The organism is Nocardioides sambongensis (assembly GCF_006494815.1).
GTDB lineage: Bacteria > Actinomycetota > Actinomycetes > Propionibacteriales > Nocardioidaceae > Nocardioides > Nocardioides sambongensis.
On sequence record NZ_CP041091.1, the window covers coordinates 2,540,462 to 2,565,103 of the forward strand.

Below are 24,642 nucleotides of genomic sequence, written 5' to 3' on the forward strand. Positions count from 1 at the left end.
GGCCATGCAATCACTGCCTGCTCCGCTTCGTCGATTCTCGCCCAGCCGCCGACGAGGGCCCTGCACACTTGTCCAGCACTGGGTAGTAGCGACGCATACGGGGGTGAACGGATGGGGCTCAAGGATCGACTGGCGCCGGCTCTCGAGGCTGGTGACGTGGTCGCGGGCTGGGAAGTCCTTCACGATCTGCACGGGCACGAGCGTCGCGAGGCGAAGGCTGCGTACGAGCCGCCTGAGCCGTGGGCGGACTTCATGGACGACTCCACCTTCGGGTACGACCAGCCGGCGCCAGGCCAACCGCACGACAATGACGCGTATGAGGCTGCATTGAAGCGCCGCTACCGGGCGCACTTGATCCTCGCGCTCGCCGCAGTCGAACTGTGTGGACCGGTGACGGCAGCGCAGCGCGTGCAAGCCGAGTGGTGGGGTCTGGCCGACGACCACAGCGAACTCATCTATGCCCTATGGGAGAAGGACCGTGCGTGGGCCCAGGCCTTCGTCGACGAGGCGTCGAAGAGTGGCGGGTCGGGCGAGATGATCCGTTCGGTCGTGGCGCATCACGGCTTTGCCTGCCCGTCTGGCGAGGCGTTCCTCGAGGTGTGGACCGTCGGCGCACCGATCACGTTCCACGGCTGCTGGCCGAAGGCCGTACCTGATGCCGACGAGTGGCTCCACGCGGACCCTCTGCTTCCCGACCTCGCCTACCACCTGCTGAACTCGGACCACTGCGGCAGCTGGGGGTGGTTACCTGAGGTGTTGTGCCGTGGGGTGGAGCTCGACGTGCTCGACCGCTCCCGGTTGCTCGAGGTCGTTCTCACCGCGCTTACGACCCAGCATCGCCCGTCGGCTCAGGCCGTGATGGCCGAGACGCTCCAGGTTCTGCGCGTGCGTGTCGAGGAGGTGCCGGGCGGGTTCGACTACATGATGGGCGTGCTAGCGACGACCAAGTCCTCCGTGCTGAAGCTCCTGCTCCCGCTGGCGCTGGAGATGGTGTCTGGTCAGGACGATCTGCGCGACCTGACGATGCTGGTGGCCGGTCGCGAGAAGGTGCACAAGACGAGGCTGCTGAAAGCGCTCGAGGACGCGGGGCTGGAGGCAAGGGTCGGCGGTGGGGGCGTGGTTGAGGCGTTGGAGCTGCTCGCTGCCGACGACGACATCCGCTTCGTCGCGGCGGTCGTGCGGTCGCTCGAGAGACACGGTGCAGCCCCACCGTCGCAGCCCGTCGTCGACGAACCTCTCGGACTCTGGGGCCTGCGGCCGCGACCGATTGCGCCCGACAAGCCGTGGCCGGATTGGCTCGACCTCACCATCACCTGGGGCGATGCACTCGCCAAGGGGTCCAACGAGCACCCGGTCGAACTGCAGCGGGCCACATTCAACCTACTGACCGCGATGGCCGCCGACCAGGATTGGCGTGCCCCGCTGCTCACCACCCTGCAGATGCGCGTGACAGATGGGCAGCTGAACGTGGCCCGCACAGCCGACGCCTTCGCCGACGTGTTCCTCGCCGGCGGACTCCGCGATGCCTACCCGGTCGCGCTGGCCGTCGCGGACACCGGAGCAGGTGTCGGACGCAAGCCGGCGCGGCTTCACCTGTTGTTGCGGATGCTGGCGCGGTACGCCGCCGAGATCCCGCCCGAAGCGGCGATCGCGCTGCCGTCGAATATCGCGGAACTGGCCCTATCCAACGGCCGCACGAGCGCGCAGGAGGAAGCGCGGCGACTCGGTGCCGCCCTCGCGCACGCCGAGGACGCCGGCGCCTGGCTGTCCGACCTCCGTGCGGATCGGGGGTCGACAGGGCCTCGGAAAGCCCGTGGGCTCTGGACCGACCCGGTCCTGCGACCCCTGCCTGGAGGGGTCCGCCTTGCGGACGATCGCGGCAATCGGGCTCGCGACCTCGCGCACCTGCGAACAGTGGTCGCCGACCCGAGCTTTGTACCCGCCGCCACCCACGTGCAGTGCTTCTCCGAGGCGTGGGTCACGGCACAGCGTGCATACTTCGTCCCGGTGCCGGCCCCGGTAGACGAGCTCCTGCAGCTTGCGGTGATCACGGCTGCTGCGTCCCACGGCTCCGACGCCGTGCGCCGCGAGATGCGCCGACCGGTGACCAAGGCAGCCGGCCAAGACTTCCCACACGAGTTCAATGGCGGCCGCAGGGCTGTCCAAGAGTGGGCCAATTCCGACTTCACGATCGACGACTATTGGCGGACGGCGTTGCGCTCAGTTCCCGCGTGGACCGTCGTGAGGCAGTTCCCTCACCAGGACCGCGAGCAGCGCCATCATGTCGAGGTGTGGGGCCGCAGCGTCCGTCACCAGGACTTCGACATCGCCCGCGACGACCACGACGTCCTCCGCCAGGTGCCGCGGGTCGCCGAACTGCTGGCCGCGGACTCGCCGCTCGGCCGACCCACCGGCAACCCGCGGGTTGATGCCCAGCCCCTGATCGCTGTGTTTGCGGCGCCGGGCGAGTTGGAGGCGATTGCCCGGTTCAGACTGCTCGAGGGACTCTTGAACGTCGAGCACAACGACGTCGTCCTCGCCGCGCCGACCTGGGCCGACTTCACCCTCGACTTCGACGACCTGCTCGGCCGCCTCGTCGCGTGCGAGGGCCGCGCCGTCGGGCCCCTCGATCTGATCCAGGCATTGCACCGGCTGCGCCCGGTGGACCCGGCGCGGCTGACCGAGCTCGACGGGCTCGACGTCCGGACGACGCCAGAGCTCACCTCTCCTGACGGCGATGAGTCGTGGGACGCGGTCGAACTCGTCCGATCCTGGGTATCGAGCGGAGGCCTCCCGCCTGTCAACGCGGTCGCCGTCGACGGCAAGTGGACATCCACGGCAACGGCGCCCGTGCCGTTCACGATGTGCCGGGTGCTCGAACGCTTCTCCTCGATCGAAGAGGATCACTACGTCACCGCAGCGGACCTGGCGCGCGTCTTCCCCACCTGGGCCGATCGAGCTGTGAGGAAGGCGTTCGTCCAAGGGAGCCGCCAAGGCACGACAACGGCCGACTTCCCGGCCCACGCGACCGGAAGCTTCGGCGTGCCGCTGCACGACCTTTTCCTGCACGACCTCACCCGCGCCACCGTCGGCGCGGACCGCAACGCCGACAGGCTCCTCGGAGCTCGCTGCGCCCTCGGGCACCAACGGTTCGATGCCGCACTGTTCGCGGAAGCGGGCCTACAGCGACATCGGGCAGGCACCCTCGACCTACCTCACCTCCTCGAAACCACCCAGGCGCTCGGTGAGCAGCGACTGGTCAAGCAGTTGTGGCCACTGCTCACGGCCCTGGCATCGAGCCTCGCTTCCGAAGCCAAGCGGCCGCCGGCGCTGGCCGGCATGTTCCGTCAATTGTCGGGGTGGGTCGTCGAGATCCCCGTGCGAGTCGAGCTACCGGACGGGATCCGCAACCTCGCCGCCGCCCGCGGGTCCACCAAAGCCCACGAGGCGGCCCGGACGTTGGTTGCGGCAGTGGAGCAGGCGTGAGCGGCGGCTACACGACTGCCTCGACACTGAGGGAGCACGCGGGGACGTCCAGGCTTGCACTCGCCACCGCGCTCGGGGTCACCCCCGACGGAGTGGTCAACAATCCGATGTTCTTCAGCGGCTTCCCAGACCGTCCCGACGTCCTCGCCGCCGGCCTGCTCGCCGTCGCCGACGTCGCCGGATCGCGCTACGCCGACGTCGGCCTCTCCCAGCGAGTCGCCAGTCTCGATCCCGTCGTCACCGCCGGCGGCGACATCCTCCGCTTCGAGTCGTTCTCAACCTGCAACGGCGTCCACGCACGACTCGACGTCCTCGCAGAAGGGCTCGCTACCAGCACCGTCGGGTTCGGCACCACCAACGTGGACATCAACCCGCCATTGCGCGCGGCACTGGCACGGACGTCACGCACCGAGGCGCTGCACCTCAGCGTCGGGCACGGTGGCCTCACCGCGTCGACACCTGGGGCCAGCCATGTCGAGCGAAAGGTCTCCCTGCCCGACCGGTGGGTTCGAGGACTCGCCGAGGTCCCCACGATCAGCGCCTCGATGTCGCACCGCGGCACCGTACGCGGACCCGCCATCCGCAAGCTGCTCGGCGCCCTCCCACGCGTCGCCCCACCAGGCCCTTTCCTCCACCTCGTGCCGGCGCCAGGTTCTTGGCGTATCGCCACCCATGGGTCCGAACGCTCCATCCCACTGCCCGGCGCCACCCGGCTTCGCGGCTCCGAACGAGTGACGCGGTATGCACGACAGCTCGACGTCTACTCCTCCCCGACCGGCACCACTGCATGGGTCTTCGAGCTCCCCAGCAGCCGGCTGACATTGGTCCTGAGCCCCGAGCCGTACCGGGCGTTCTCCGGCGAGGGCGGGCTCCTCATGTGGCTCAAGGACCCGTCCGCCGAGACCTGCGGCCTCGAACTCCTGCCTCACCTCGGCTGGGGACACATCATCGACCCTGGCCGGCTCGCCGACGTCAGCGGAATGAGTCCGTCCGAGGTCACGACCAGCCTCGCATGGCTCGCCGCGTCCGGACGTCTCGGCTACGACCTCAGCGCGAACGCCTGGTTCCACCGCGCATTGCCCGTCGACGTAGCCGCAGTGCTCCGGCGCAACCCGCGACTGCTCTCCGCGCAGCGGCTGCTCGAGCAGGACAAGGTCAGCCAGATCGAGCCGGGAACGTGGCTCGTGGCTCGTAGTAGCAATGCCACCTATCAGGTCCGCGCCGACCGAGCGGCTGGCAAGCCCAGCGAGGCACTCGAGTTCAGCCGGCCCACGTTGGTCTGTCGGTGTCCCTGGGAGGAGAAGCACCACGGGACACGAGGCCCGTGCAAGCACGTGCTGGCTGTCGCGATGAGTCTGCGCGGCGTAGCCGCTGAGTAGCGGAGATCTACGATCCGCGTCATCAGCGCTGCCCGTTGAAGCAGACCGAGAACGCCGCGTTCCGGTGGGTGTTGGCCACTCCCGATTGACGCCGAAAAGCACGCTCTGAACGCTGCAACGCGACCCCGGGACCGATGGACGTCGTCGACGACGAATAGGGCTCAATCGGACTTCTCGCGGCCCACCTTGCGGACCGCTGGGTCATCGCGGCAGCCCTCGGGCGAGTGCGGCGTCGAGCAGCGTCCGGGCGACCTGCTCGGCCTTCTCGGTTGCCGCGGCCCCGACCGGCTTCGCCTCGTTGCCTGCTGGTCGCGAGTGAGCAGAGTCAACGCCATGGCAACTCCCCGACGACAGCGACTGTGGGACCGATGCGCACGTCGTCCAGGAACCCGGAGGGCTCGGCGAACTCCGCCGGGGTGAGGATCGTCGGGTCACGGGAGGGTGCACCGCGGCCTCGATGCGACCGAACTCGTCGGCCAGCATCACCACCGGGCCCGTCACGACCCGGAGGATCTCGCGCAGGGGGCGCACGATCGGGCTCTCTTCCTTGGCCCGAATCAGCCTCGCCATGTCAGTCGGGCAGTCCCGCCCGTGATGCTCCCTGCGCCGATCCTGTGTGCCGATCCGTGTCCCGCCGAGAGCCATCTCGGTCCGCCAGGCTGTGTGTCTTGCGGACTCTGATTGCAAACCGAGAGCGGCTACCCCACCTACCTGCGCAGACGCGACGACTCACACGTTGAAGCGGAACGAGAACCGGGGTTTTCGGGTATTGGCGGTCACCGTTGGTTGAGGCCGGAAAACGCGGTCTGACCTGCGAAAACGCGTTCGTGGGACCGTTGGACGTCGTTGGCGAGGATCGGTCTCGGCCGGACTTCTTGCGGACTGTTTGCGGACCGCTGGACGGTCGGAGACCCTGAGGTTGTTCGTCGCGGACTCACCGACATGACGTCAGGCTAGTCCGGGCCCCGACCTAGACCTTCGATCTTCGCGGATCGTGCGGACAAGTCGCGGATGCTCTGCCAGACGGCTGCTCGGGGCGCGTCGATCTTGAGTGCTCGGATGCATTCGTCGAGACGCTGCGGGCGATCTCGGAGGTAGGTGACTGCCTTGTCGAGGCTCTCGCCGACCGTCTTGCCGTATGCATCGACCGCCTTGCGCGCGCCGGCCTTCAGGGCGGCGGTGTCGGGCTTCATCATGGCCAGGTCGATGACGTCGCGGCTGAACGTCGACGTGTCTGCCCAGCGGTCGTCATTGGCGAGCAGCTTGGTTGCGACCTGGTCGGTTCGCGTCAGGATCCGCAAGCCACAGATCTCATCGCCCGGGGTGGGAGTGTCGAGGTCGATGCGACCTTCATGGATGATCTCGAACTTGATCGCAATCCCCGCAACGAGCACCGAGGTCCTGATGCCGTAACCGTCAACAGAGGGTGCTCGACCCACGTCCAGCTCGCGCGTGGCCAGGGCATCGAGCCCGTGATCCCTGACCATCTGGCGCAGCGCTCGGTAGGACCGCTGGTCGGAGACCAGGAAGTCGATGTCGACCGATTCGCGGAACTCACCGTTGGCAAGGACGATCGCGGTCCCGCCTCCGAACCAGCAGTTGTGCTCTGCCAGGAGCGGTCCGTCGAGCATCGACAGCACCTCGGCCACCTGTTGATGGTGCAGCCGCCTAAACAAGGAGCCTCCCGTTGCTGTAGGTGTCCGCCAGGTGCTGGATGAATGCCTTCTCGTGGTCAGTCAGCGTCTCCTGGTTGAGGTGTCGCCATCCGCGTTCATAGAGATTGAGCGCCTCCGCCTCGGTGATGGTGGTGCCGGCGTCGGTCTGCCAGGCCAGCGTGCGGAGACCGGGGTACTCGCCGACCGTGATCGTCGCCGGTTCTGCTGCTGGAGCGTCGAGGATCGGGACGACGAGGTGAAGTCCGAGTGCGGCGGCAACGTTGATGTAGGCGCCGATCGTGACCGAGGGGTTGCCGGCCTCGATCCTGTGCAGGGTCACGCGCGACACGCCAGCAGCTTCGGCACAGGCCACTACCGTGACACCGAGGGCCTTCCGGCGTTCGCGCAGCCGGGCACCTAGGCGTTCGAGGTCCGCCTGCTGCTCGGGGCTCGTGTACGGGCTGGCTGCTGGCATGTTTCTCATTTTAGCCATTCGGCCCCTCAGGTCAATAATGAGAAACGATTCGAATGATCTCTCGCTCCGGTCGCGTCGACCGCGTCGCCATCGCCATTCCGACCGACTCGGGTAGCTGGAAGGCGAAGCCCCCTGCGCCGCCGGAGACACGCACCCGGGGTCGGGAGATCGGCCCTCCGAACGGCCAGATCGAGCCATCACGCTATTTCTTGCGGACTGTGTGCGGGCCGGGAGGGGTCACACCCCCTCTGACCTGCGGTTGTACGGCGATTCAGACGTTGAAGCGGAACTCCACCACGTCGCCGTCGGCCATCACGTAGTCCTTGCCCTCCATCCGGACCTTCCCGGCCTCCCTGGCCTTGACCATCGATCCCGCGGCGACCAGGTCGTCGAAGGAGATGATCTCGGCCTTGATGAAGCCCTTCTGGAAGTCGGTGTGGATCACGCCGGCGGCCTCGGGGGCGGTGGCGCCCTTCCTGATCGTCCAGGCGCGGGCCTCCTTGGGGCCGGCGGTCAGGTAGGTCTGCAGGCCGAGGGTGTCGAAACCGACCCTGGCCAGCACCTCCAGACCCGGCTCGTCGATGCCGGCCTCGGCGAGGAACTCGGCGGCCTCCTCGTCGTCGAGCTCGACCAGCTCGGCCTCGAACTTGGCGTCGAGGAAGATCGCCTCGGCGGGCGCGACGAGCTCGCGCATCCGGGTCTTGAGCTCCTCGTCGGCCAGCTCGTCGCTGTCGCAGTTGAAGACGTAGATGAACGGCTTGGCCGTCAGCAGGGACAGCTCGCGGAGCAGGTCGCGGTCGATGTCGGTGGCGATGATCGGGGTGCCGGCCTCCAGCGCCTCCTTGGCGGCCTTCGCCGCCTCCAGGTTGGCGACCAGGTCCTTGACCTTGCGCGACTCCTTCTCCAGCCGGACCACCGCCTTCTCCACGGTCTCCAGGTCGGCCAGGATCAGCTCGGTGGAGATGGTGGAGATGTCGTTGCCGGGGTTGACCTCGCCGTCGACGTGGGTGACGTCCTCGTCCCGGAAGACGCGGGTCACCTGGCAGATCGCGGCGGACTCCCGGATGTGGGAGAGGAACTTGTTGCCCAGGCCCTCGCCCTGGGAGGCGCCGCGGACGATGCCGGCGATGTCGACGAACTCCACCGTGGCCGGCAGCACCCGCTCGCTGGAGAAGATCTCGGCCAGCCGGCCGAGCCGGCTGTCGGGGACGCCGACGACGCCGACGTTCGGCTCGATGGTGGCGAACGGATAGTTCGCCGCCAGCACGTCGTTCTTGGTCAACGCGTTGAAGAGCGTCGACTTGCCTGCGTTCGGGAGTCCGACGATGCCGATGGTGAGTGCCACGACGGGCGATTCTAGGGCGCCGGAGCGGGGTGCCCCGAATCCCTGCGGATCCGCAGGACACCCCGCCCCGGCACGCGGGGGTCAGTAGCCGTAGAGCTCCTGGACGCCCTCGACGTCGTAGTCGCTGAACTCCAGGTCGGAGGACGCGCCGTTGCACTGCGGGTAGTGCATGATCGACGCGCCGTCGTACGGCGTCAGCGGCCGCCAGTTGTTGTCCTCGAAGCAGGTGCCGGCCTCGGGCCGGGTGTGCTCGTGGCGGAAGCCCAGGGCGTGGCCGAGCTCGTGGCCGAGGATGTCGCCGGGCTCCCAGGTGCCGGAGTCCCAGATGGAGTCGTCGACCAGCACGTTGCGCACGCTCTTGGAGCTGGAGGGGAAGAAGGCCCGGGCGATGTACTGGCTGGTGTTGACCGGCTCGACGGAGAACGTCACCGCGCTGTTGCTGGTGGTGCAGTCACCGTCCTCGGCGGACACGTAGACGAAGTCGATCGCCGAGCTGGCCGACTCCCACAGTCCGGCACCGTCGGCCATCGCGTCCACCATGGCGGCGTGGTCGGTGCCGAAGTCGTCGCTCACGCAGTAGCTGAGCGCCCCCACCTCGCTGTCGGACCAGGCGTCGTCGACGCCGTTGACGGTGTTGACGACCAGGCCGTTCTCCGGCGTCTGCTGCTGGGCGACCATCGCCTCGTAGAACTTCTTGAGCTGGCCGGTGCTCTTCAGCGGCTCGTCGCCGTTCACGATGTACTGCCCGTCGGCGTCCCGGTAGGTCGACGCCTTGAACTCCTTGAAGGTCGGCACCTCGCCGTCCTCGCTCGCGGGGCGCTGTAGGCGCTGACGCCCGCTCCGGAGAGGGCGGCGACCAGGCAGGCCCCGGATGCGATCGCGATCCGGTTGATGTGGTGACGCATGAAAAATCCTTTCGTTCCCGAGATGGAGAATCCATCACAACCGCGGTTTCGCGCCCGATCCAAGAAAATCTCTGCATCACAAATCCGCAGACGCCGGTGCTTGCAGCGACCTGAACCGACCCCACGGCGCCCGGTCGGGGCCGACCGATGAGCCGACCGATACCGTTGCCGGATGCGGATCGCCACCTGGAACGTGAACTCCCTGCGATCGCGGATCGACCGGGTCGAGGAGTTCCTGGCCCGCCACGAGATCGACGTCCTGGCGCTCCAGGAGACGAAGGCCCGGGAGGAGCAGCTGCCGCTGATGGGCCTGCAGAGTGCGGGCTACGAGATCGCCGCCGCCGGCTACAACCAGTGGAACGGCGTGGCCCTGATCAGCCGGGTCGGCATCGAGGACGTCGAGGTCGGCTTCCCGGGGATGCCCGGCTGGGGCGACCCGGTCGCGGCGGAGGCACGGGCGATCGGTGCGACCTGCGGCGGCGTGCGGATCTGGAGCCTCTACGTGCCCAACGGCCGCAAGCCCGACGACCCGCACTACGTCTACAAGCTGGACTGGCTGGCCCGGCTGCGCGAGGCGGCCGGTGGCTGGCTCGACGGCCAGACCGCGCTGGTCGGCGACTGGAACGTCTGCCCGACCGACGAGGACGTCTTCGACGTCACCCAGTTCGCCAGGTCCACCCACGTCACCCCACCCGAGCGTGCGGCCTTCGCCGCCTTCCTCGACGACGGGTACGTCGACGTGGTGCGGCCGCACTGCCCCGGTCCGGACGTCTACACCTACTGGGACTACTACCGGCAGCGGTTCGAGCGGAACCGGGGCCTGCGCATCGACTACGTGCTGGGCTCACCCGCCCTGGCCGCGCGGGTCACCGGCGCCTTCATCGACACCGACGAGCGCGACCCGGCCAACGGCGCGACCAACCCCTCCGACCACGCGCCGGTGGTCGTCGACCTGGCCTGATCCGCCAGCGGCCTCAGAGGCCCTGCCACGCCGGCTTGGCGTCGTACACCTCGCGGTAGTGGTCCAGGCGGTCCAGCCGGGCGCCGGCAGCGTCGTCGACCAGCACGGTGACGTGCGGGTGGTGCTGCAGCACCGAGGCCGGGCACGAGGCCGAGACCGGCCCCTCCACCGCCGCCGCGAGCGCCTCCGCCTTGCCGGCGCCGCTGGCCAGCAGGACCAGGTGCCGAGCGCGCAGGATCGTGGCCAGGCCCTGGGTGAGCACGTGGTGCGGCACCTCCTCGAGCGAGCCGAAGAACCGGGCGTTGTCCTGCCGGGTCTGCTCGGTCAGCGTCTTGATCCGGGTCAGCGACCCGAGCGACGAGCCGGGCTCGTTGAACGCCAGGTGGCCGTCCGAGCCGATCCCGAGCAGCTGCACGTCGACGCCGCCGACCGCCTCCAGGGCGGCCTCGTACCGCTCGCCGGCATCGGCGAGCCCCGCGGGCGACGGGTCCGGACCGGCCACCCGGCCGGGCTCGATCCCGAGGTCGTCGGTGAGCTCGCGGGCGATGGTCGCCCGATAGCTCTCGGGGTGCCCGTCGGGCAGACCGACGTACTCGTCGAGGTTGAAGCAGCGCACCCGCCGGTACGACGGCCCCTCGCCGGCGCGGTGCCGCCGGACCAGCTCGCGGTAGGTCGGCAGCGGCGTGGAGCCGGTCGCCAGCCCCAGCACCGCCTCGGGCCGGCGTCGCACCACCGACTCGATCACGTCCGCCGCGACGCGTCCGATCTCCTCGGCGCCGGCGAGCGGCACGACCTCCATCAGCGATCTCCTCCGTCGAAGCTGTCGATGTGGTGCACGACGTGGCCGCCGACGACGGTGGCGACCACCTCGAAGTCGTCGTCGACCAGGGTCAGGTCGCCGCGGGCGCCGGGGCTGATCCGGCCCCGGCCCGGGTCGCCGAGCAGGTCTGCGGGGACGCTGGTGCAGGTGGCCACGACGTCGGTCGTGGGCCAGTCGGTGGCGGCGGCGAGCTCGCGCAGGCACTGGGTCAGCGGGGCCGCGGACCCGGCCAGGGTGCCGTCGACCAACCGCACCGCCCCGGCCTCGACCAGCACGTGCTGGTCGCCCAGACGGGTCTCCCCGTCGGGCAGCCCGAGCGCGGCGGTGCAGTCGGTGACCGCGAGGGTGCGCTGCGGACCCATCGCATGGGCGTACCCGGTCAGCGATGCCCGGTGCAGGTGGTGGCCGTCGGCGATCAGCCCGACGGTCAGCCGCGGGTCGGCCAGGGCGACGCCGGCGGGCCCGGGCTCGCGCGCCTGGATCGGCGGCATCGCGTTGCCGAGGTGGGTGACCACCCGGGCGCCGCGGTCGAGTGCGTCGAGGACCTGGGTGGTCGCTGCGGCGGTGTGCCCCACCGAGACCAGCACCCCGCGCGCGACCAGCAGGTCGATCACCTCGCCCGCGCCGGGCAGCTCGGGGGCGATGGTCACCATCGCCACGCCGTCGGTGCGCGACCACCCCTGCACCAGCTCCGGGGCGGGGGCGCGCAGCCAGTGCTCGGGGTGGGCACCCTTGCGGGTCGGCGCGATCATCGGCCCCTCGAAGTGCAGGCCGAGCGGCACCGCGCCGCGCCAGCCCGCGGGAGGGCCGGCCGCGAACACCTCGAGGGCGCGGGCCCGCGCCTCGGGGGCGGAGGTGATCACCGTCGGCAGGAATCCGGTCACACCGAAGCCGGCCAGCGCGGTGCCGGCCTCCCAGAGCCGGTCGGGCTCGTTGGTGAGATCGATCCCGGCGACGCCGTTGACCTGCAGGTCCAGCCAGCCGGGCAGCACCCGCAGGCCGGAGGCGTCGAGCACGTCCCCGACCGGCCGGGCGGGGTCGGCGAGATCGGCGGGGTCGGTGACCACACCGTCGACGACGTGCACCTCGCACGGGTCTCCGGCGGCATCGGTGCCACCCCGAACGGTCAGCGAGCTCATCGTCCCTCCTCCCCCAGGATCGCCGCTCCGACGGCGGCGACCGGGGTGTCCAGCGGCATCATCGAGAGGCGCCCGGCCAGGTCGAGCGAGGTCAGGAAGGGCGAGTCGGCGGCCTGCCGGCCCAGCGCCTCGCGCACCGCCTCCAGCAGCGGGTCGCCGACGTGGGCGACGCCCCCGCCGAGCACCACGGCCGCCGGGTCGACGGCCAGGGCGACCAGGCGCACCGCGTCGGCCACCCGGGCGGCGAACGAGTCCCGTACGGCGATCGCCGCGGCGTCACCGTCCGCGGCGGCCGCGAAGAGCGCCTGCGCCGGGGGCCCGAGGCGGTCGGCCAGGCGGCCGCCACCGCGGACCCGGAGGCGAAGGTCTCCAGGCAGCCGACCTGCCCGCAGGGACAGCGCGGGCCGGCCGGGTCGACCGGGATGTGCCCGATCTCGCCGGCTGCGCCGCGCAGCCCACGGCGGATCCGCCCGCCCAGCACCAGCGCGGCGGCGAGGCCGGTGCCGATGCTCAGGTAGGCCAGGTCGTCGTGGTCGGTGCGGCGCGCGACCCCGAGCGCGGCGGCATTCGCGTCGTTGTCCACCACGACGGCGGCGTCGATCCGCTCCGAGAGCGCGGCGCCGAGCGGGAACCAGTCCTCGTTCACCCCGAGGTTGACCGCGTTCTGCAGCGTGCCGCGCGCCGTGTCCACCAGCCCGGGCACACCGACGCCGACCGCATGGGCGGGGCCGGAGCCGGTCTCGGCCCGCAGCTTGTCGACCACCTCCGCGGCGGCGGCCACCACGGCGTCACCGCCGCTGGGGGTGGGGGTGCGCACCTGGGCGACCACCCGGCCGTCCGGATCCACGGCGACGCCGAGGATCTTGGTCGCGCCGATGTCCAGCCCGACCCGCATCGCGCCCGTCATCGCCGCCACCCGGCCTCTCGCAGCATCTCCTCGACAGCCTCGATGGCCGGACGGCTGTTGCCCCAGGTGCACAGGCGGGCGAGGTGAGCCCCGGCCGGGGTGTCCCACCCGGTCCGCGGTCCCGGCCAGCCCCACTCCACCACCAGGGCCGGTTCGTCGCGCTCGGCGAGCCGGGCCAGCACCGCGCTGACGTCGGTACGACGATGCGCGTCACGGACCTGGACCACGAGCGGGCCGTCGGGCAGCCCGGCGTCGGCAGGGTCGACCCGCAGGTCGGGGTCGACACCCCAGCGGCCGGGGCCCACGGCGATGTTCGCCTCCGTCTCCAGGCTGAGGACCCGCGCTCCGGTCAGGTCCGGCAGCGCACCCTCGAGGTCGAAGGCGGTCCGGGTCGCGGCGCGCAGCCGCTCGGCGGTCACCGGCTCCCCGGGGGTCCCGGCCGGATGCCCGGCCCGGTCCTGGACAGCGGCCGTGCGTGCGGCCGCGTCCCGCAACCGCTGCAGCGGCAGCGACCCGTCCTCGACAGCGGCGACGATCGCCGCCTGGACCTCGCGGACCAGAGCGGCCGGCTTGTCCGGCCCGATGCACAGGAGGTCGGCCCCGGCGGCCAGGGAGAGGACCGCCGCGGCGGGGATCCCGCGACCGGCGGAGGCGCCGGCCATGTCCAGCGCGTCGCTGACGATCGCACCCTCGAAGCCCATCGTCCGCAGCCGTCCGAGGATCGCCGCGGAGAAGGTCGCCGGCAGCGCGTCGTCCAGCACCGGCACCACCAGGTGGGAGGTCATCACGGTCGCCGCACCGGCCGCGATCGCCGCTGCGAACGGAGGCAGCTCGCGCCGCTCGAGGACCGCGACCTCGGCCTCCAGCACGGGAAGCATCAGGTGACTGTCCTGGGCGGTGTCGCCGTGGCCGGGGAAGTGCTTGACGCAGGCGGCCACCCCGGCCGACTGCAGTCCGCGGACCCACGCCGCCACGTGCCGGCCGGCCACGGCGGGGTCACCGGCGAAGCTGCGGGTGCCGATCACCGGGTTGTCCGGGTTGCTGTTCACGTCCGCGACCGGGCCGAGGTCGAGATCGATCCCGACCGAGGCCAGGTCCGTGCCGACGGCGCGTCCCACCGAGGCGGTCAGGTCGGCGTCGTCGATCCGACCGAGCACCGCGGCACCGGGCACCGGGCTGGCGGCCCGGATGTGGAGCCGGGTGACGTCGCCGCCCTCCTCGTCCAGGCCGACCAGGGCCGCCGGCCGGACGCGGCGGATGTCGGCGACCAGGTCGGCCACGTCGTCGCGGTCGCCGGTCAGGTTGCTGCCGAAGAGGCAGATGCCGCCGAGGCCCTCGGCCAGCAGCGCGGACCACTCCGGCGCCAGGCGCGGGCCCTCGAAGGAGGCCAGCTGCACCTGGAGCGCGAGGCGCTCGACGCCGGCCGCGTCCTCTGGTGCGGTCGGACGGGGGTTCACCGAGACACTCATCCCTTCACCGCACCGGCGGTCAGTCCGGCGACCATGCGGCGCTGGACGATGATGAAGAAGATGATCACCGGGATGGTGATCAGCGTGGACGCGGCCATGATCGCGCCCCAGTCGACGCCGCGGCTGCGCGACTCGGAGAACCCGATCAGCCACACCGGCAGGGTCTCCTTGGCGGGGTCGGTCATCACCACCAGGGCCAGCGTGAACTCGTTCCAGGCCTGGATGAACGCGAACAGGCCGGTGGCCACGAAGCCGGGGGCGAGCAGCGGCAGGGTGATGGTGAAGAAGGCGCGGGTGCGGGAGCAGCCGTCCACCATCGCAGCCTCCTCGAGCTCCCTGGGGAGACCGTCGACGAAGCCGCGCAGCGTCCACACGGTGAAGGGCAGCACGCTGGCGACGTAGACCAGGGTCAGACCGATCACCGAGTTCAGCAGCTGCATCCCCTCGAGCATCTTGTACTGGGAGATGAAGAGGCCCTCGGCGGGGATCATCTGGATCAGCAGCAGGGTCATGATGAACGTGCGGCGGCCGCGGAACCGGAACCGGCTCACCGCGACGGCGGCGAGGAAGGCGAAGAGCAGGGCGATCACGACGGTGAGCAGGGTGACCGCCAGGCTCGTGGTCAGGGCGCTGCGGAAGGACTCACCGGTGAGCATCCGACGGTAGTTGTCCAGGGTCCCGTCCCAGGGGAACCAGACCTGCTCGGTGCCGCGGATCCGGTTGCGCGGCAGGAACGAGCGGCTCACCATCCAGTAGACCGGGAAGACGCTGACCAGGACGATCAGCAGGCCGGCGAGGTTGGCGCCGTAGCGGACCGGGGTGGGGGTGCGGCGGGCCATCAGTCCTCCTCCTGCTTGATCATCATCCGGATGTACGGCGCGGTCAGCACGACCGTCAGCACGAGCATGAACATCGCGGCGGCGGCCGCCGTACCGAACTCGCCGCCCTTGATGCCCAGCGAGTAGATGTAGGTGCCCAGCAGGTTGGTGTCGCGGGTGATCCCGCCGGCCTTCTGCAGGCTGTAGATCTGGGTGAAGACGCGCAGGTCCCAGATGATCTGCAGCAGCAGCACCACCAGCAGCACCGGGCGGATCGTGGGCAGCACGACGTGGACGAACCGCGCCCACGCACCGGCGCCGTCGATCTCGGCGGCCTCGACCACGTCCTCGGGCACCTGGGTGAGTGCCGCGTAGAGCGTGAACACCACGAACGGGACGCTCATCCAGACCACGATGAGCGTGGCGACCGCGAAGAAGGAGAGGGGTTCGATCAGCCAGGAGTGGCCGGCGTAGTCGCCGCCGAACTGGACGAGCACCCAGTTGACCAGGCCGTACTCGGTGTCGAACATGAACTGCCAGACGGTCATCGCCGCGACGACCGGGGTGGCCCAGGCGAGCATCAGCCCGATCTGCGAGGCCATCCGGACCCACGGGCTCATCCGGGTCATCAGCTGGGCGACGCCCATCCCGATGGCCAGCGTGAGCCCCGCGTTGACGAAGCAGAAGCCGACGGTCCGGGCGACCACCTTCCACAGGTAGGGGTCGGTGACCAGGTCACGGTAGTTCTGGAGACCCACCCACGCCGGTGGTTGGCCGAACTGCTGGGCGAGACCGAACTCCTGCGCCGAGAGCACCACCTGACGGATCAGGGGGTATCCCAGGGCGAGTGCCAGCAGGCACGCGGCCGGGATGACCAGGCCGACGGGCAGCGGGTTGCGGGTCGCTGCGGGCGCGCCGCGGGGCATGCGCTTCCTCCTCATGAGGTCGGTCCGCCGTCCGGGCGGGGATCGCCCGCCCGGACAGCGGTTCCTGGACCCGGGCGGTCAGCCCGGGTGGTCCAGAGGTTCCAGCGGAACCTCAGTTCAGCTCGTCGTCGATCCGCGCGTCGGCGTCCGCGGCCAGGTCGGCGATGTCGCCGCCCTGGGCGATCTGGCTGAACAGGTCCTCCAGCACCCGGGTGCCCTCGACGGTCGCCCAGTTCGCGGCGGCCGGGGTGAGCTTGGCGTTGGAGGCCGCGGCGATGGTCGCCTGCGCGAACTCGTCGTCACCGAGCAGCGTGGCCAGCGACTCCTTGGCCGGGGTCAGGCCGGCCTCGGCCAGGATGCCCTGGTAGTCGTCGCTGAGCATCAGGCTGACCGCCTCGCGGGCGAGGTCCTGGTTCGGGGACTTGGCCGGGATGGCGATGTCGGAGCCGCCGAGCAGCACCGGAGCGGGCTCACCGTCGGAGCCGGGGAGCGCGAAGACGCCGATCTGCTTCGCGAGGTCCGGGCAGCCCGACTCCTCGTCGGTCAGCATCCCGTACACCCAGCCCGGGCGGGACATCATGCCGACCTTGTCGGCGCAGAACGGGGTGACCGGGTCGCTCTCGTTGGCGTCGGCCGGAGCGCCGGAGGCCTCGGTGAACAGCTGCTGCACGGTGGCCAGGCCCTCCTGGGACTCCGGCGTGGAGAGGCTGGCGGTCCAGGCGTCACCGTCCGCGACGGCGAAGTCGCCACCGGCGTCCCAGAGGAACGCGGCACCGTCACGCCAGTCCTGGCCGGGCAGCCAGTAGCCGGAGAAGTCGGCCTTGCCGCTCTCCTTCTTCAGCTGCACCGCGACGTCGACGAACTCGTCCATCGTGGTCGGCACCTCGACGCCGGCCTTCTTGAACAGGTCCTTGCGGTAGAACACGTAGGTCGAGCCCGCGTAGTAGGGCACCGCGTAGGTCTTGCCCTCGACGGTGGCGGCCTCCACGAAGCCCGGCAGCAGGTCGTCGCCGCCGAGGTCCTCGAGGTCACCGGTGAGGTCGCTGAACGCACCTGCGGTGGTGAAGGTCGGGGCCTGGGTGTTGCCCACCTCGACCACGTCGGGGGTCTGGTCCTCGGAGGAGAGCGCGGTGGTCATCCGCTCGACCAGACCGTCCCACTCCTGCTCCTCGATGGTGAGCGTGGAGCCGGGGTTCTCCTCCTCGAAGGTCTCCTTCAGCCAGTCCCGGGCCTCCTGGGGGGTGTCGGCGCCGTTGAGCCAGACGACGAGGTCGGCCTTCTCCGGACCACCGTCGGCGCTCGATCCACCGTTGTCGTCGGACCCGCACGCGCTGGTCACACCCAGGAGGGCAGTGACGGCAGCCAGGGCCAGTGTCTTCTTCATGCGCACTGCTTGTTCCTCTGCTTCCTTGACGGGACGCGGACCCGGCGGGTCCGCGTGATGTGAGGGGGACGGGTCACGAGACCCCGAGTTCGCCGGCGAGGACCAGACCGGTCGCGCCGACGAGGACCCCGTCGTCGCCGAGCTTCGATGCTCGGACCACGAACTGCTCGGCGGAGACGGGCATCACCCGTTCCCGCACGGTGTCGGCCGAGATACGGACCAACGGTTCCACCAGGTCGAGCGGGCCCGAGAGGACCAGCTCGCCGAGGTTCAGGGTGGCGACCACGGGCGCCAGGGCGGCGCCGAGCCGCTCGCCGGCCTCGGCCAGCACCGCCTCCGGGGCGTGCTCGGCCAGGCGCCGGCGCAGCCGCGGCACGGCGAGGAAGGTCTCCAGGCAGCCCCGCCGTCCGCACGCGCAGGTCTCGCCGTCGGCGGCGACCCGGACATGGCCGATCTCGCCGGCCGCTCCGCGGCCGTGGACCACCGAGCCGGCGAGGACGAGACCGGCGCCGACACCGGTGCTCAGCCGGATCAGCAGCACGCCGTCCTCGTCGCCGCCGCCGTAGGTGTACTCCCCCACCACCGCGGTGTTGGCGTCGTTGGCGACGTAGACCGGCTGTCCGAGCGCCTCGCGCAGGCGCTCGGCGAGCGGCAGGTCGGTCCAGCCCAGGTTCGGCGCGGCGATCACGACGCCGTCGGGGCTGACCACACCGGGGGTGGCGACGCCGATCCCGAGCAGCGGACGCTCGCTGCGCTCGATCAGGCCGGCGGCGACCTCCTGGACCAGCGCGACGGCGTCCTCGCCGCGGCGCCCGGCCCGGTCGCGGGACTCCCGGCTGATCACCTCGCCGGTCAGGTTGAGCAGCGCGCCGACCACCTGGTCGTCCACGGAGAGGTCGATGGCGACGACGTGCTTGGCGTCGGCCACCAGCCCGACCAGCGTCGGCGGCTTGCCGACCCGCGTCTCGGTCGGCGCGCCGAGCTCGGCGACCAGTCCGTCGGCGATCATCTCGGCGACCAGGTCGGAGACGGTGACGCGGGTGAGGCCGCTGCTGCGGGCCAGGTCGGCGCGGCTGGCCGGGCCCGATGCGAAGAGGTCCTGCAGCAACATGGAGCGGTGGTGCCGACGCGAGTCGGTGCGACCGAGCTTCGTGCGCTCACGGCGTGAGCGGTCGGTGGGATTGCGCCAGGACATGTTTGTTAGTTCACCATACTTACATATACGCTGGCAAGCATTCCGCGAGATCCAGATCACAGCAGGAGTCGTCCAGATGGCCAGCATCACCTTCGATCACGCCCAACGCTGGTACGCCGGCGCCGACAAGCCGGCCGTCCCCGGCATCGACCTGGAGGTCCAGGACGGCGAGTTCCTGGTGCTGGTCGGCCCCTCCGGCTGCGGCAAGACCACCACCCTGCGGATGCTGGCCGGGCTGGAGGAGGTCAACGAGGGCCGGATCCTGATCGGGGACCGCGACGTCACCCGTCTGGCCCCCAAGGACCGTGACATCGCGATGGTCTTCCAGAACTACGCGCTCTACCCGCACAAGAGCGTCGCCGACAACCTGGCCTTCCCGCTCAAGATGGCCGGCGTGGACAAGGACGAGCAGCGGGTCCGGGTGGAGCGGGTGGCCGCGATGCTCGGCCTCACCGACTACCTGGAGCGTCGCCCCAAGGCGCTCTCCGGCGGCCAGCGCCAGCGCGTCGCGATGGGCCGGGCGATCGTCCGCGAGCCCCAGGTCTTCTGCATGGACGAGCCGCTGTCGAACCTCGACGCCAAGATGCGGGTGCAGACCCGCGGGGACATCGCGCGACTGCAGCGCGAGCTCGAGATCACCACCGTCTACGTCACCCACGATCAGGTCGAGGCAATGACGATGGGCGACCGGGTCGTGGTGATGAACGCCGGTGAGATCCAGCAGGCCGACACCCCGCTCGGCCTCTACGACGCCCCGGCCAACCTCTTCGTCGCCGGCTTCATCGGCTCGCCCCAGATGAACCTGCTCCCCGCCGCCGTGACCGACGGCAAGGTGATGCTCGGCGGGCTGGAGGTCCCGGTGACCGCACAGACCCGTGCGGCGCTGACCTCCGAGGTGACCGTCGGCATCCGCGCCGAGGCCTGGCAGTTGGTCGGCCCCGGGGAGGGCGTGCCGGTCACCGTCGACCTGGTGGAGGAGCTCGGCGCCGACGGCTTCGCCTACGGCAGCGCCACGCTGACGCCCGGGGTGGAGGCCTCGGTCACCGTGCGCCTGCCCAGCCGCGGGCACACCGGCGCCGGCGACGTGATCCACGTGCGGGTGCCCACCGGGGCCGCCCACGTGTTCGACACCGCCAGCGGCGTGCGGCTGCCCGGCTGAGCCTGGGTCCCGGCTGAGCCTGACGGGGCCGGGTCGGCGCGCCGTCCCCGGCCGGTCGCCCCGACCCCCTAGCGTCGACCCTGTGAGCCTCGCGCCCGAGCAGCAGACCCGCACCCTCTGGGAGGAGGGGCGGATGAGCGCGCGCGAGGTGGTGAGCCTGAGCGCAGCCGTGCTGCTGACCGCGGCGCTGGTGGACCTCGCCATCTCCGACCGGCTCGGACTCCTCTACGACCTGGCGTTCGTCACCGTCTGCGTCGGTGCAGCGCTGGCCGTGCGACCGGACGACTTCTTCACGGTCGGCACGCTTCCGCCGCTGGCGATGGCGGGCGTGGTCCTGCTGCTGGCCCTCGCCCAACCGGCCGCGATCGCCGAGCCGCAGGACGGCATCGTCCAGGCCACGATGTCGGGGCTCTCCGGCCACGGCATCGCCCTGCTCACCGGCTACGCCGCCTGCCTCGCGGTGCTCGGCGTCCGGCGCCGGTTCAGCTCCCGCTCGTAGGGTCGTAGCGGACGGCGTCCGGAGCGCAGACGACCCGGCGACCGTCGACCCGGACCACCGTGCGGGCGACGTGCGCGCGGAAGGTGCCGTCGGGGTCGACCCGGCGACCCTTGAACACGATCCGCCAGCGCCCGGAGCGCGAGGTGCGGGACTTTCCGGCCCGCGCCCCCTGGTCGACCTGCCGGAGCTTGACCAGCCGCGCCCGCTGGCACACCGGCCGGGGCGAACGCACCCGCCCGTAGAACACCACCCTGCCCTCGTCCGCCAGACGGAACCCGTTGACCGTCACCGTGCTCCGGACCATCGGCTTCGACGCCGCCTCGGCCACCGGACCGGCGGCGCCCGCTGGGCCGGCGAGACCGGGAAGGCCGCCGACGGGGGCCAGCAGGGCGACCAGGGTGGTGAGCACGAGCGTGCTGGGGAGGACGGCTGCGACGGCGAGCCGGCGCGGGAACGACATGAGTGGTGCTACCTCCGAGACGGGGCGGGACGGACGGGGCTGGGGAGGGACGAGGCCGCCGGCGGGAGCGGCGGGGTGCGGACGGGTCAGGCGAAGCGGTCCGGGTCACCGGCGCCGCGTCGTACGACCTCCGGGACGCCCTCGGACCAGTCGACCACGGTCGTCGGCTGGGCCGGGGTCTCCCCCGCCTCGACCACGATGTCGACCTGGTGCTCGAGCTCCTCCTTGACCTCCCAGCCCAGTGTCCGCGGCTCGGTCTCGCCGGGCAGGATCAGCGAACTGGACAGCAGCGGCTCACCCAGCGCGTCGAGCAGGCTGCTCACCACCGGAAGGTCGGGGATCCGGACGCCCACGGTGCGCTTCTTGGGGTGCGAGAGCCGGCGTGGCACCTCGGGCATCGCCTTGAGGATGAACGTGTAGGGGCCCGGCGTCGCGGCCCTGATGGCGCGGAAGGCCGCATTGTCGACGTGCACCATCTGGCCCAGCTGCGAGAAGTCGCGGCACACCAGGGTGAAGTGGTGGCGTTCGTCGAGGCCGCGGATCGCCAGGATCCGGTCACGTCCGGCGTGGTTGCCGATCCGGCAGCCCAGCGCATAGCCGGAGTCGGTGGGATAGGCGATCAGCGCATCGTCGTTGAGCGCGTCGACGATCTGCTGGATCAGCCGCGGCTGCGGGTTGTCCGGGTGGACATCGAGATAGCGGGCCATCGGACCCTCCTCACACCCGGACCGGGGTCTTCGTGGAGCGGCCGGCCTCCTTGAGGTCCCGGTGCAGCTCCTTGGGCAGGGAGAACGCCAGGGTCTCCTCGGCCGTCTGCACCGCCCGCGCGTCGGGGTAGCCACGCGCGGCGAGGTAGGCCAGCACCTCGGTGACCAGGTGGTCCGGGACGGAGGCACCCGAGGTGACACTGACCGTGCCGACCCCGTCCAACCAGGACTCGTCCAGCTCGCTGACGTCGTCGATCCGGTACGACGCCTTGGCGCCGGCCTCCAGCGCGACCTCGACCAGCCGCACGGAGTTGGAGGAGTTCGCCGACCCGACCACGATCACCAGGTCCGCGGCGGCGCCGATCTCCTTGACCGCGACCTGGCGGTTCTGGGTGGCGTAGCAGATGTCGTCGCTCGGCGGGTCCTCCAGCTGCGGGAACTTGGCCCGCAGCCGGCGTACCGTCTCCATCGTCTCGTCGACGCTCAGCGTGGTCTGCGACAGCCACGCCAGCTTGGCGTCGTCGGCGAACTCGAGCCCGTCCACGTCGTCGGGGTGCTCGACGAGCACGGTCTGCTCGGGCGCCTCGCCGGCGGTGCCCTCGACCTCCTCGTGCCCCGCGTGCCCGATCAGCAGGATCGTGTAGCCCTCGCGGGCGAAGCGCACCGCCTCGCGGTGCACCTTGGTGACCAGGGGGCAGGTGGCGTCGATCGTCTTCAGCGCCCGGTCCCCCGCCTCCCGGACGACGGCCGGGGAGACGCCGTGGGCGGAGAAGACGACGGTTGCACCTGCCGGGACCTCGTCGAGCTCCTCGACGAAGATCGCACCGCGCGCCTCGAGGTTGGCCACCACGTGCTTGTTGTGCACGATCTGCTTGCGCACGTAGATCGGCGCCCCGTAGAGGTCCAGCGCCTGCTCCACGGTGACCACCGCACGGTCCACGCCGGCGCAGTAGCCGCGGGGAGCGGCCAGCAGCACCTGGCGGTCGGCGTCGTCGATGTGGCGCGGCGTGCCGAGGTCGATCGTCATGGCCCCAAGTCTACGGTCGCCCCCGGGAACGCACGAACCGTCGCCGACACCCGCCGGGACCCGGGGAAAAGACGAACCGGCCCGGAGCGCAGTGCGCTCCGGGCCGGTCTCGTTGCGGGAGGTCAGGCCTTCTCGGCGTCCTCGGCCGGGGTCTCCTCGGCGTCGTCCGCCGCGGTCTCCTCGGCCTGCTCGGCCGGGGTCTCCTCGGTCTCCGCGACCGCGCCGCCCTCACCCTCGAGGGTGTCGGTGGCCTCGGGCTCGGTCACCACGTCCTCACCGGTGTCCGCGGCCGGAGCGGCCTTGGGCGCGGCGGGGGTGTAGGCCTCGGTGACCAGCTCGATCACGGCCATCGGCGCGTTGTCGCCGTGGCGGGGACCGATCTTGGTGATCCGGGTGTAGCCGCCGGGACGGTCGGCGAAGCTCGGCGCGATCTCGGTGAAGAGGGTGTGCACGACACCCTTGTCACCGATCACCTTGAGCACCTCGCGGCGCTGGTGCAGCGGGTTCTCCCCCGCGTGCGCCTTGCGCGCCTTGGTGATCAGCTTCTCGGCGTACGGACGCAGGGTCCGGGCGCGCGACTCGGTCGTGGTGATCCGGCCGTGCTCGAAGAGCTGGGTGGCCAGGTTCGCCAGGATCAGGCGCTGGTGGGCCGGGCTTCCGCCGAGGCGGGGACCCTTCTTGGGCTTGGGCATTGCTTCTCTCGTTTCTCCCCGGCCGTACCAGGTACCGGGGTAGTGGACCGTCCGGGCCGGGCCGGCCCGGACGGCGTCGTACTAGGAGGCGATCAGAACTGCTCGTCCTCGACGAACGAGCTGTCGTCGTCGTCGTTGTAGGCCAGCGCGGCGGCCGGGTCGAAGCCCGGAGCGCTGTCCTTGAGGGACAGACCCATCTCGACCAGCTTGGCCTTGACCTCGTCGATGGACTTCGCGCCGAAGTTGCGGATGTCCAGCAGGTCCTGCTCCGAGCGACCGATGAGCTCACCCACGGTGTGGATGCCCTCGCGCTTGAGGCAGTTGTAGGACCGGACGGTCAGCTGCAGGTCCTCGACCGGGAGGGCGAGGTCGGCGGCGAGCTGCTCGTCGACCGGCGACGGGCCGATGTCGATGCCCTCGGCCTCGACGTTGAGCTCCCGGGCCAGGCCGAAGAGCTCGACCAGGGTCTTTCCGGCCGACGCGATCGCGTCGCGCGGCAGGATCGAGGGCTTGGTCTCGATGTCGATGACGAGCTTGTCGAAGTCGGTGCGCTGCTCGACTCGGGTGGCCTCGACCTTGTAGGTCACCTTCAGCACGGGGCTGTAGATGGAGTCGACCGGCATCCGGCCGATCTCGTTGTCGGCGCCCTTGTTCTGGACGGCCGAGACGTAGCCACGGCCGCGCTCGACGACGAGCTCCATCTCGAGCTTGCCGTTGTCCGACAGCGTGGCGATCTTCAGGTCGGGGTTGTGCACCTCGACACCGGCCGGGGGCGCGATGTCGGCGGCGGTCACGTCACCGGCACCGGACTTGCGCAGGTACATGGTGACCGGCTCGTCGTGCTCGGAGGAGACGACGAGGCCCTTCAGGTTCAAGATGACCTCGGTGACGTCCTCCTTGACGCCCTCGATGGTCGAGAACTCGTGGAGCACGGTGTCGATCTTGATGCTGGTGACCGACGCACCGGGGATGGAGGACAGGAGGGTACGACGCAGCGAGTTGCCGAGCGTGTAGCCGAAGCCGGGCTCGAGGGGCTCGATGACGAACCGCGACCGGAACTGGTCGACGGTCTCCTCCGACAGGGTGGGGCGCTGTGCGATGAGCACTGGTTTCGTTTCCTTTCCGGGCCGACCGCTATATGACGACCCAGACCGACGAGGACGAGGTCCTCACAGATTGGTATCGGGCGAAAACTCCGGCGTCCCCGTCCGGCCCTCCACGCGGGAAGGGGCCG

At 70.7% G+C, this 24,642-nt stretch carries 22 protein-coding genes and 2 pseudogenes; 5 read left to right on the plus strand and 19 right to left on the minus strand.

Going from position 1 to position 24,642, the window contains the following annotated elements:
* Positions 1 to 111 precede the first annotated feature (111 nt).
* The gene (locus FIV43_RS11975; protein WP_141014319.1) at positions 112 to 3,486 is read left to right on the plus strand and encodes a hypothetical protein; all 3,375 of its coding nucleotides are present in this window, start codon (positions 112 to 114) and stop codon (positions 3,484 to 3,486) included.
* Positions 3,483 to 4,865 (plus strand): SWIM zinc finger family protein, encoded by a 1,383-nt coding sequence (locus tag FIV43_RS11980; protein WP_141014320.1) that lies wholly within the window; start codon positions 3,483 to 3,485, stop codon positions 4,863 to 4,865. The genes FIV43_RS11975 and FIV43_RS11980 overlap by 4 nt, the downstream gene beginning before the upstream one ends.
* A 953-nt stretch (positions 4,866 to 5,818) precedes the next feature.
* Here FIV43_RS11980 and FIV43_RS11985 read toward each other — a convergent pair.
* The 4 genes from FIV43_RS11985 to FIV43_RS12000 form a co-directional block, all read right to left on the minus strand.
* Positions 5,819 to 6,514 carry a nucleotidyl transferase AbiEii/AbiGii toxin family protein gene (locus FIV43_RS11985; protein WP_196780773.1) on the minus strand — a complete coding sequence of 232 codons (696 nt, stop codon included), beginning with the start codon at positions 6,512 to 6,514 and terminating at the stop codon, positions 5,819 to 5,821.
* 19 nt (positions 6,515 to 6,533) lie between these two features.
* Positions 6,534 to 6,995, minus strand: a complete 462-nt coding sequence (locus FIV43_RS11990; protein WP_181407465.1) for a helix-turn-helix domain-containing protein — start codon at positions 6,993 to 6,995, stop codon at positions 6,534 to 6,536.
* A 271-nt stretch (positions 6,996 to 7,266) separates the two neighbouring features.
* Positions 7,267 to 8,340, minus strand: coding sequence for a redox-regulated ATPase YchF (ychF, locus tag FIV43_RS11995; protein WP_141014323.1), 1,074 nt, complete (start codon positions 8,338 to 8,340; stop codon positions 7,267 to 7,269).
* An 81-nt stretch (positions 8,341 to 8,421) separates the two neighbouring features.
* Positions 8,422 to 9,135 carry a M57 family metalloprotease gene (locus FIV43_RS12000; protein WP_196780774.1) on the minus strand — a complete coding sequence of 238 codons (714 nt, stop codon included), beginning with the start codon at positions 9,133 to 9,135 and terminating at the stop codon, positions 8,422 to 8,424.
* 282 nt (positions 9,136 to 9,417) lie between these two features.
* On the opposite strand from FIV43_RS12000, the gene FIV43_RS12005 reads away from it, so the two are divergent.
* Positions 9,418 to 10,206: an exodeoxyribonuclease III gene (locus FIV43_RS12005; protein ID WP_141014325.1), complete on the plus strand. Its 789-nt coding sequence runs from the start codon at positions 9,418 to 9,420 to the stop codon at positions 10,204 to 10,206.
* A gap of 13 nt (positions 10,207 to 10,219) precedes the next feature.
* Here FIV43_RS12005 and nagB read toward each other — a convergent pair whose 3' ends face one another.
* The 10 genes and pseudogenes from nagB to FIV43_RS12045 form a co-directional block, all read right to left on the minus strand.
* Positions 10,220 to 11,005 (minus strand): glucosamine-6-phosphate deaminase, encoded by a 786-nt coding sequence (gene nagB / locus FIV43_RS12010; RefSeq protein ID WP_141014326.1) that lies wholly within the window; start codon positions 11,003 to 11,005, stop codon positions 10,220 to 10,222.
* Entirely contained in the window at positions 11,005 to 12,165 is a 1,161-nt protein-coding gene (locus tag FIV43_RS12015) for an N-acetylglucosamine-6-phosphate deacetylase (protein ID WP_141014327.1), read from the minus strand. Before FIV43_RS12015 ends, nagB begins: the two co-directional genes overlap by 1 nt.
* Positions 12,162 to 12,302, minus strand: coding sequence for a hypothetical protein (locus FIV43_RS22395; RefSeq protein WP_231123999.1), 141 nt, complete (start codon positions 12,300 to 12,302; stop codon positions 12,162 to 12,164). Before FIV43_RS22395 ends, FIV43_RS12015 begins: the two co-directional genes overlap by 4 nt.
* A 15-nt stretch (positions 12,303 to 12,317) precedes the next feature.
* Positions 12,318 to 12,563, minus strand: a pseudogene (locus FIV43_RS23535) (ROK family protein); the annotation flags it as partial.
* Positions 12,551 to 13,072, minus strand: a pseudogene (locus FIV43_RS12020) (ROK family protein); the annotation flags it as partial. The pseudogenes FIV43_RS23535 and FIV43_RS12020, both read right to left, overlap by 13 nt.
* Positions 13,069 to 14,541 (minus strand): glycoside hydrolase family 3 N-terminal domain-containing protein, encoded by a 1,473-nt coding sequence (locus tag FIV43_RS12025; protein WP_141014328.1) that lies wholly within the window; start codon positions 14,539 to 14,541, stop codon positions 13,069 to 13,071. The pseudogene FIV43_RS12020 and the gene FIV43_RS12025, both read right to left, overlap by 4 nt.
* Positions 14,538 to 15,380 (minus strand): carbohydrate ABC transporter permease, encoded by an 843-nt coding sequence (locus FIV43_RS12030; RefSeq protein ID WP_141014329.1) that lies wholly within the window; start codon positions 15,378 to 15,380, stop codon positions 14,538 to 14,540. Before FIV43_RS12030 ends, FIV43_RS12025 begins: the two co-directional genes overlap by 4 nt.
* Positions 15,380 to 16,285, minus strand: coding sequence for a carbohydrate ABC transporter permease (locus tag FIV43_RS12035; protein ID WP_141014330.1), 906 nt, complete (start codon positions 16,283 to 16,285; stop codon positions 15,380 to 15,382). The genes FIV43_RS12030 and FIV43_RS12035 overlap by 1 nt, the downstream gene beginning before the upstream one ends.
* A 112-nt stretch (positions 16,286 to 16,397) precedes the next feature.
* Complete coding sequence (locus tag FIV43_RS12040; RefSeq protein ID WP_141014331.1) at positions 16,398 to 17,669, minus strand: extracellular solute-binding protein; 1,272 nt, start codon at positions 17,667 to 17,669, stop codon at positions 16,398 to 16,400.
* A 73-nt stretch (positions 17,670 to 17,742) separates the two neighbouring features.
* Positions 17,743 to 18,780, minus strand: a complete 1,038-nt coding sequence (locus FIV43_RS12045; RefSeq protein ID WP_231123133.1) for an ROK family transcriptional regulator — start codon at positions 18,778 to 18,780, stop codon at positions 17,743 to 17,745.
* 160 nt (positions 18,781 to 18,940) lie between these two features.
* Here FIV43_RS12045 and FIV43_RS12050 point away from each other — a divergent pair, with 160 nt between their 5' ends.
* Both FIV43_RS12050 and FIV43_RS12055 read left to right on the plus strand, forming a co-directional pair.
* On the plus strand, positions 18,941 to 20,023 hold the full coding sequence (locus FIV43_RS12050; protein WP_141014333.1) for an ABC transporter ATP-binding protein: 1,083 nt from the start codon (positions 18,941 to 18,943) through the stop codon (positions 20,021 to 20,023).
* Between the two features lie 82 nt (positions 20,024 to 20,105).
* Complete coding sequence (locus FIV43_RS12055; protein ID WP_141014334.1) at positions 20,106 to 20,522, plus strand: DUF6542 domain-containing protein; 417 nt, start codon at positions 20,106 to 20,108, stop codon at positions 20,520 to 20,522.
* On the opposite strand, the gene FIV43_RS12060 is transcribed toward FIV43_RS12055, so the two are convergent.
* The 5 genes from FIV43_RS12060 to FIV43_RS12080 all read right to left on the minus strand — a co-directional run bounded on the left by FIV43_RS12060 (position 20,506) and on the right by FIV43_RS12080 (position 24,514).
* Positions 20,506 to 20,982, minus strand: coding sequence for a hypothetical protein (locus FIV43_RS12060; RefSeq protein ID WP_141014335.1), 477 nt, complete (start codon positions 20,980 to 20,982; stop codon positions 20,506 to 20,508). The two genes, FIV43_RS12055 and FIV43_RS12060, sit on opposite strands and share 17 nt — an antisense overlap.
* 86 nt (positions 20,983 to 21,068) lie before the next feature.
* Positions 21,069 to 21,689 carry an L-threonylcarbamoyladenylate synthase gene (locus tag FIV43_RS12065; RefSeq protein WP_141014336.1) on the minus strand — a complete coding sequence of 207 codons (621 nt, stop codon included), beginning with the start codon at positions 21,687 to 21,689 and terminating at the stop codon, positions 21,069 to 21,071.
* Positions 21,690 to 21,699: 10 nt separating this feature from the next.
* The gene (locus FIV43_RS12070) at positions 21,700 to 22,716 is read right to left on the minus strand and encodes a 4-hydroxy-3-methylbut-2-enyl diphosphate reductase (protein ID WP_181407466.1); all 1,017 of its coding nucleotides are present in this window, start codon (positions 22,714 to 22,716) and stop codon (positions 21,700 to 21,702) included.
* Between the two features lie 122 nt (positions 22,717 to 22,838).
* On the minus strand, positions 22,839 to 23,408 hold the full coding sequence (gene rplQ, locus FIV43_RS12075) for a 50S ribosomal protein L17 (RefSeq protein ID WP_141014337.1): 570 nt from the start codon (positions 23,406 to 23,408) through the stop codon (positions 22,839 to 22,841).
* 92 nt (positions 23,409 to 23,500) lie between these two features.
* A complete protein-coding gene (locus FIV43_RS12080; protein ID WP_141014338.1) occupies positions 23,501 to 24,514 on the minus strand; it encodes a DNA-directed RNA polymerase subunit alpha in 1,014 nt (337 codons plus the stop codon).
* Positions 24,515 to 24,642: the final 128 nt, after the last annotated feature.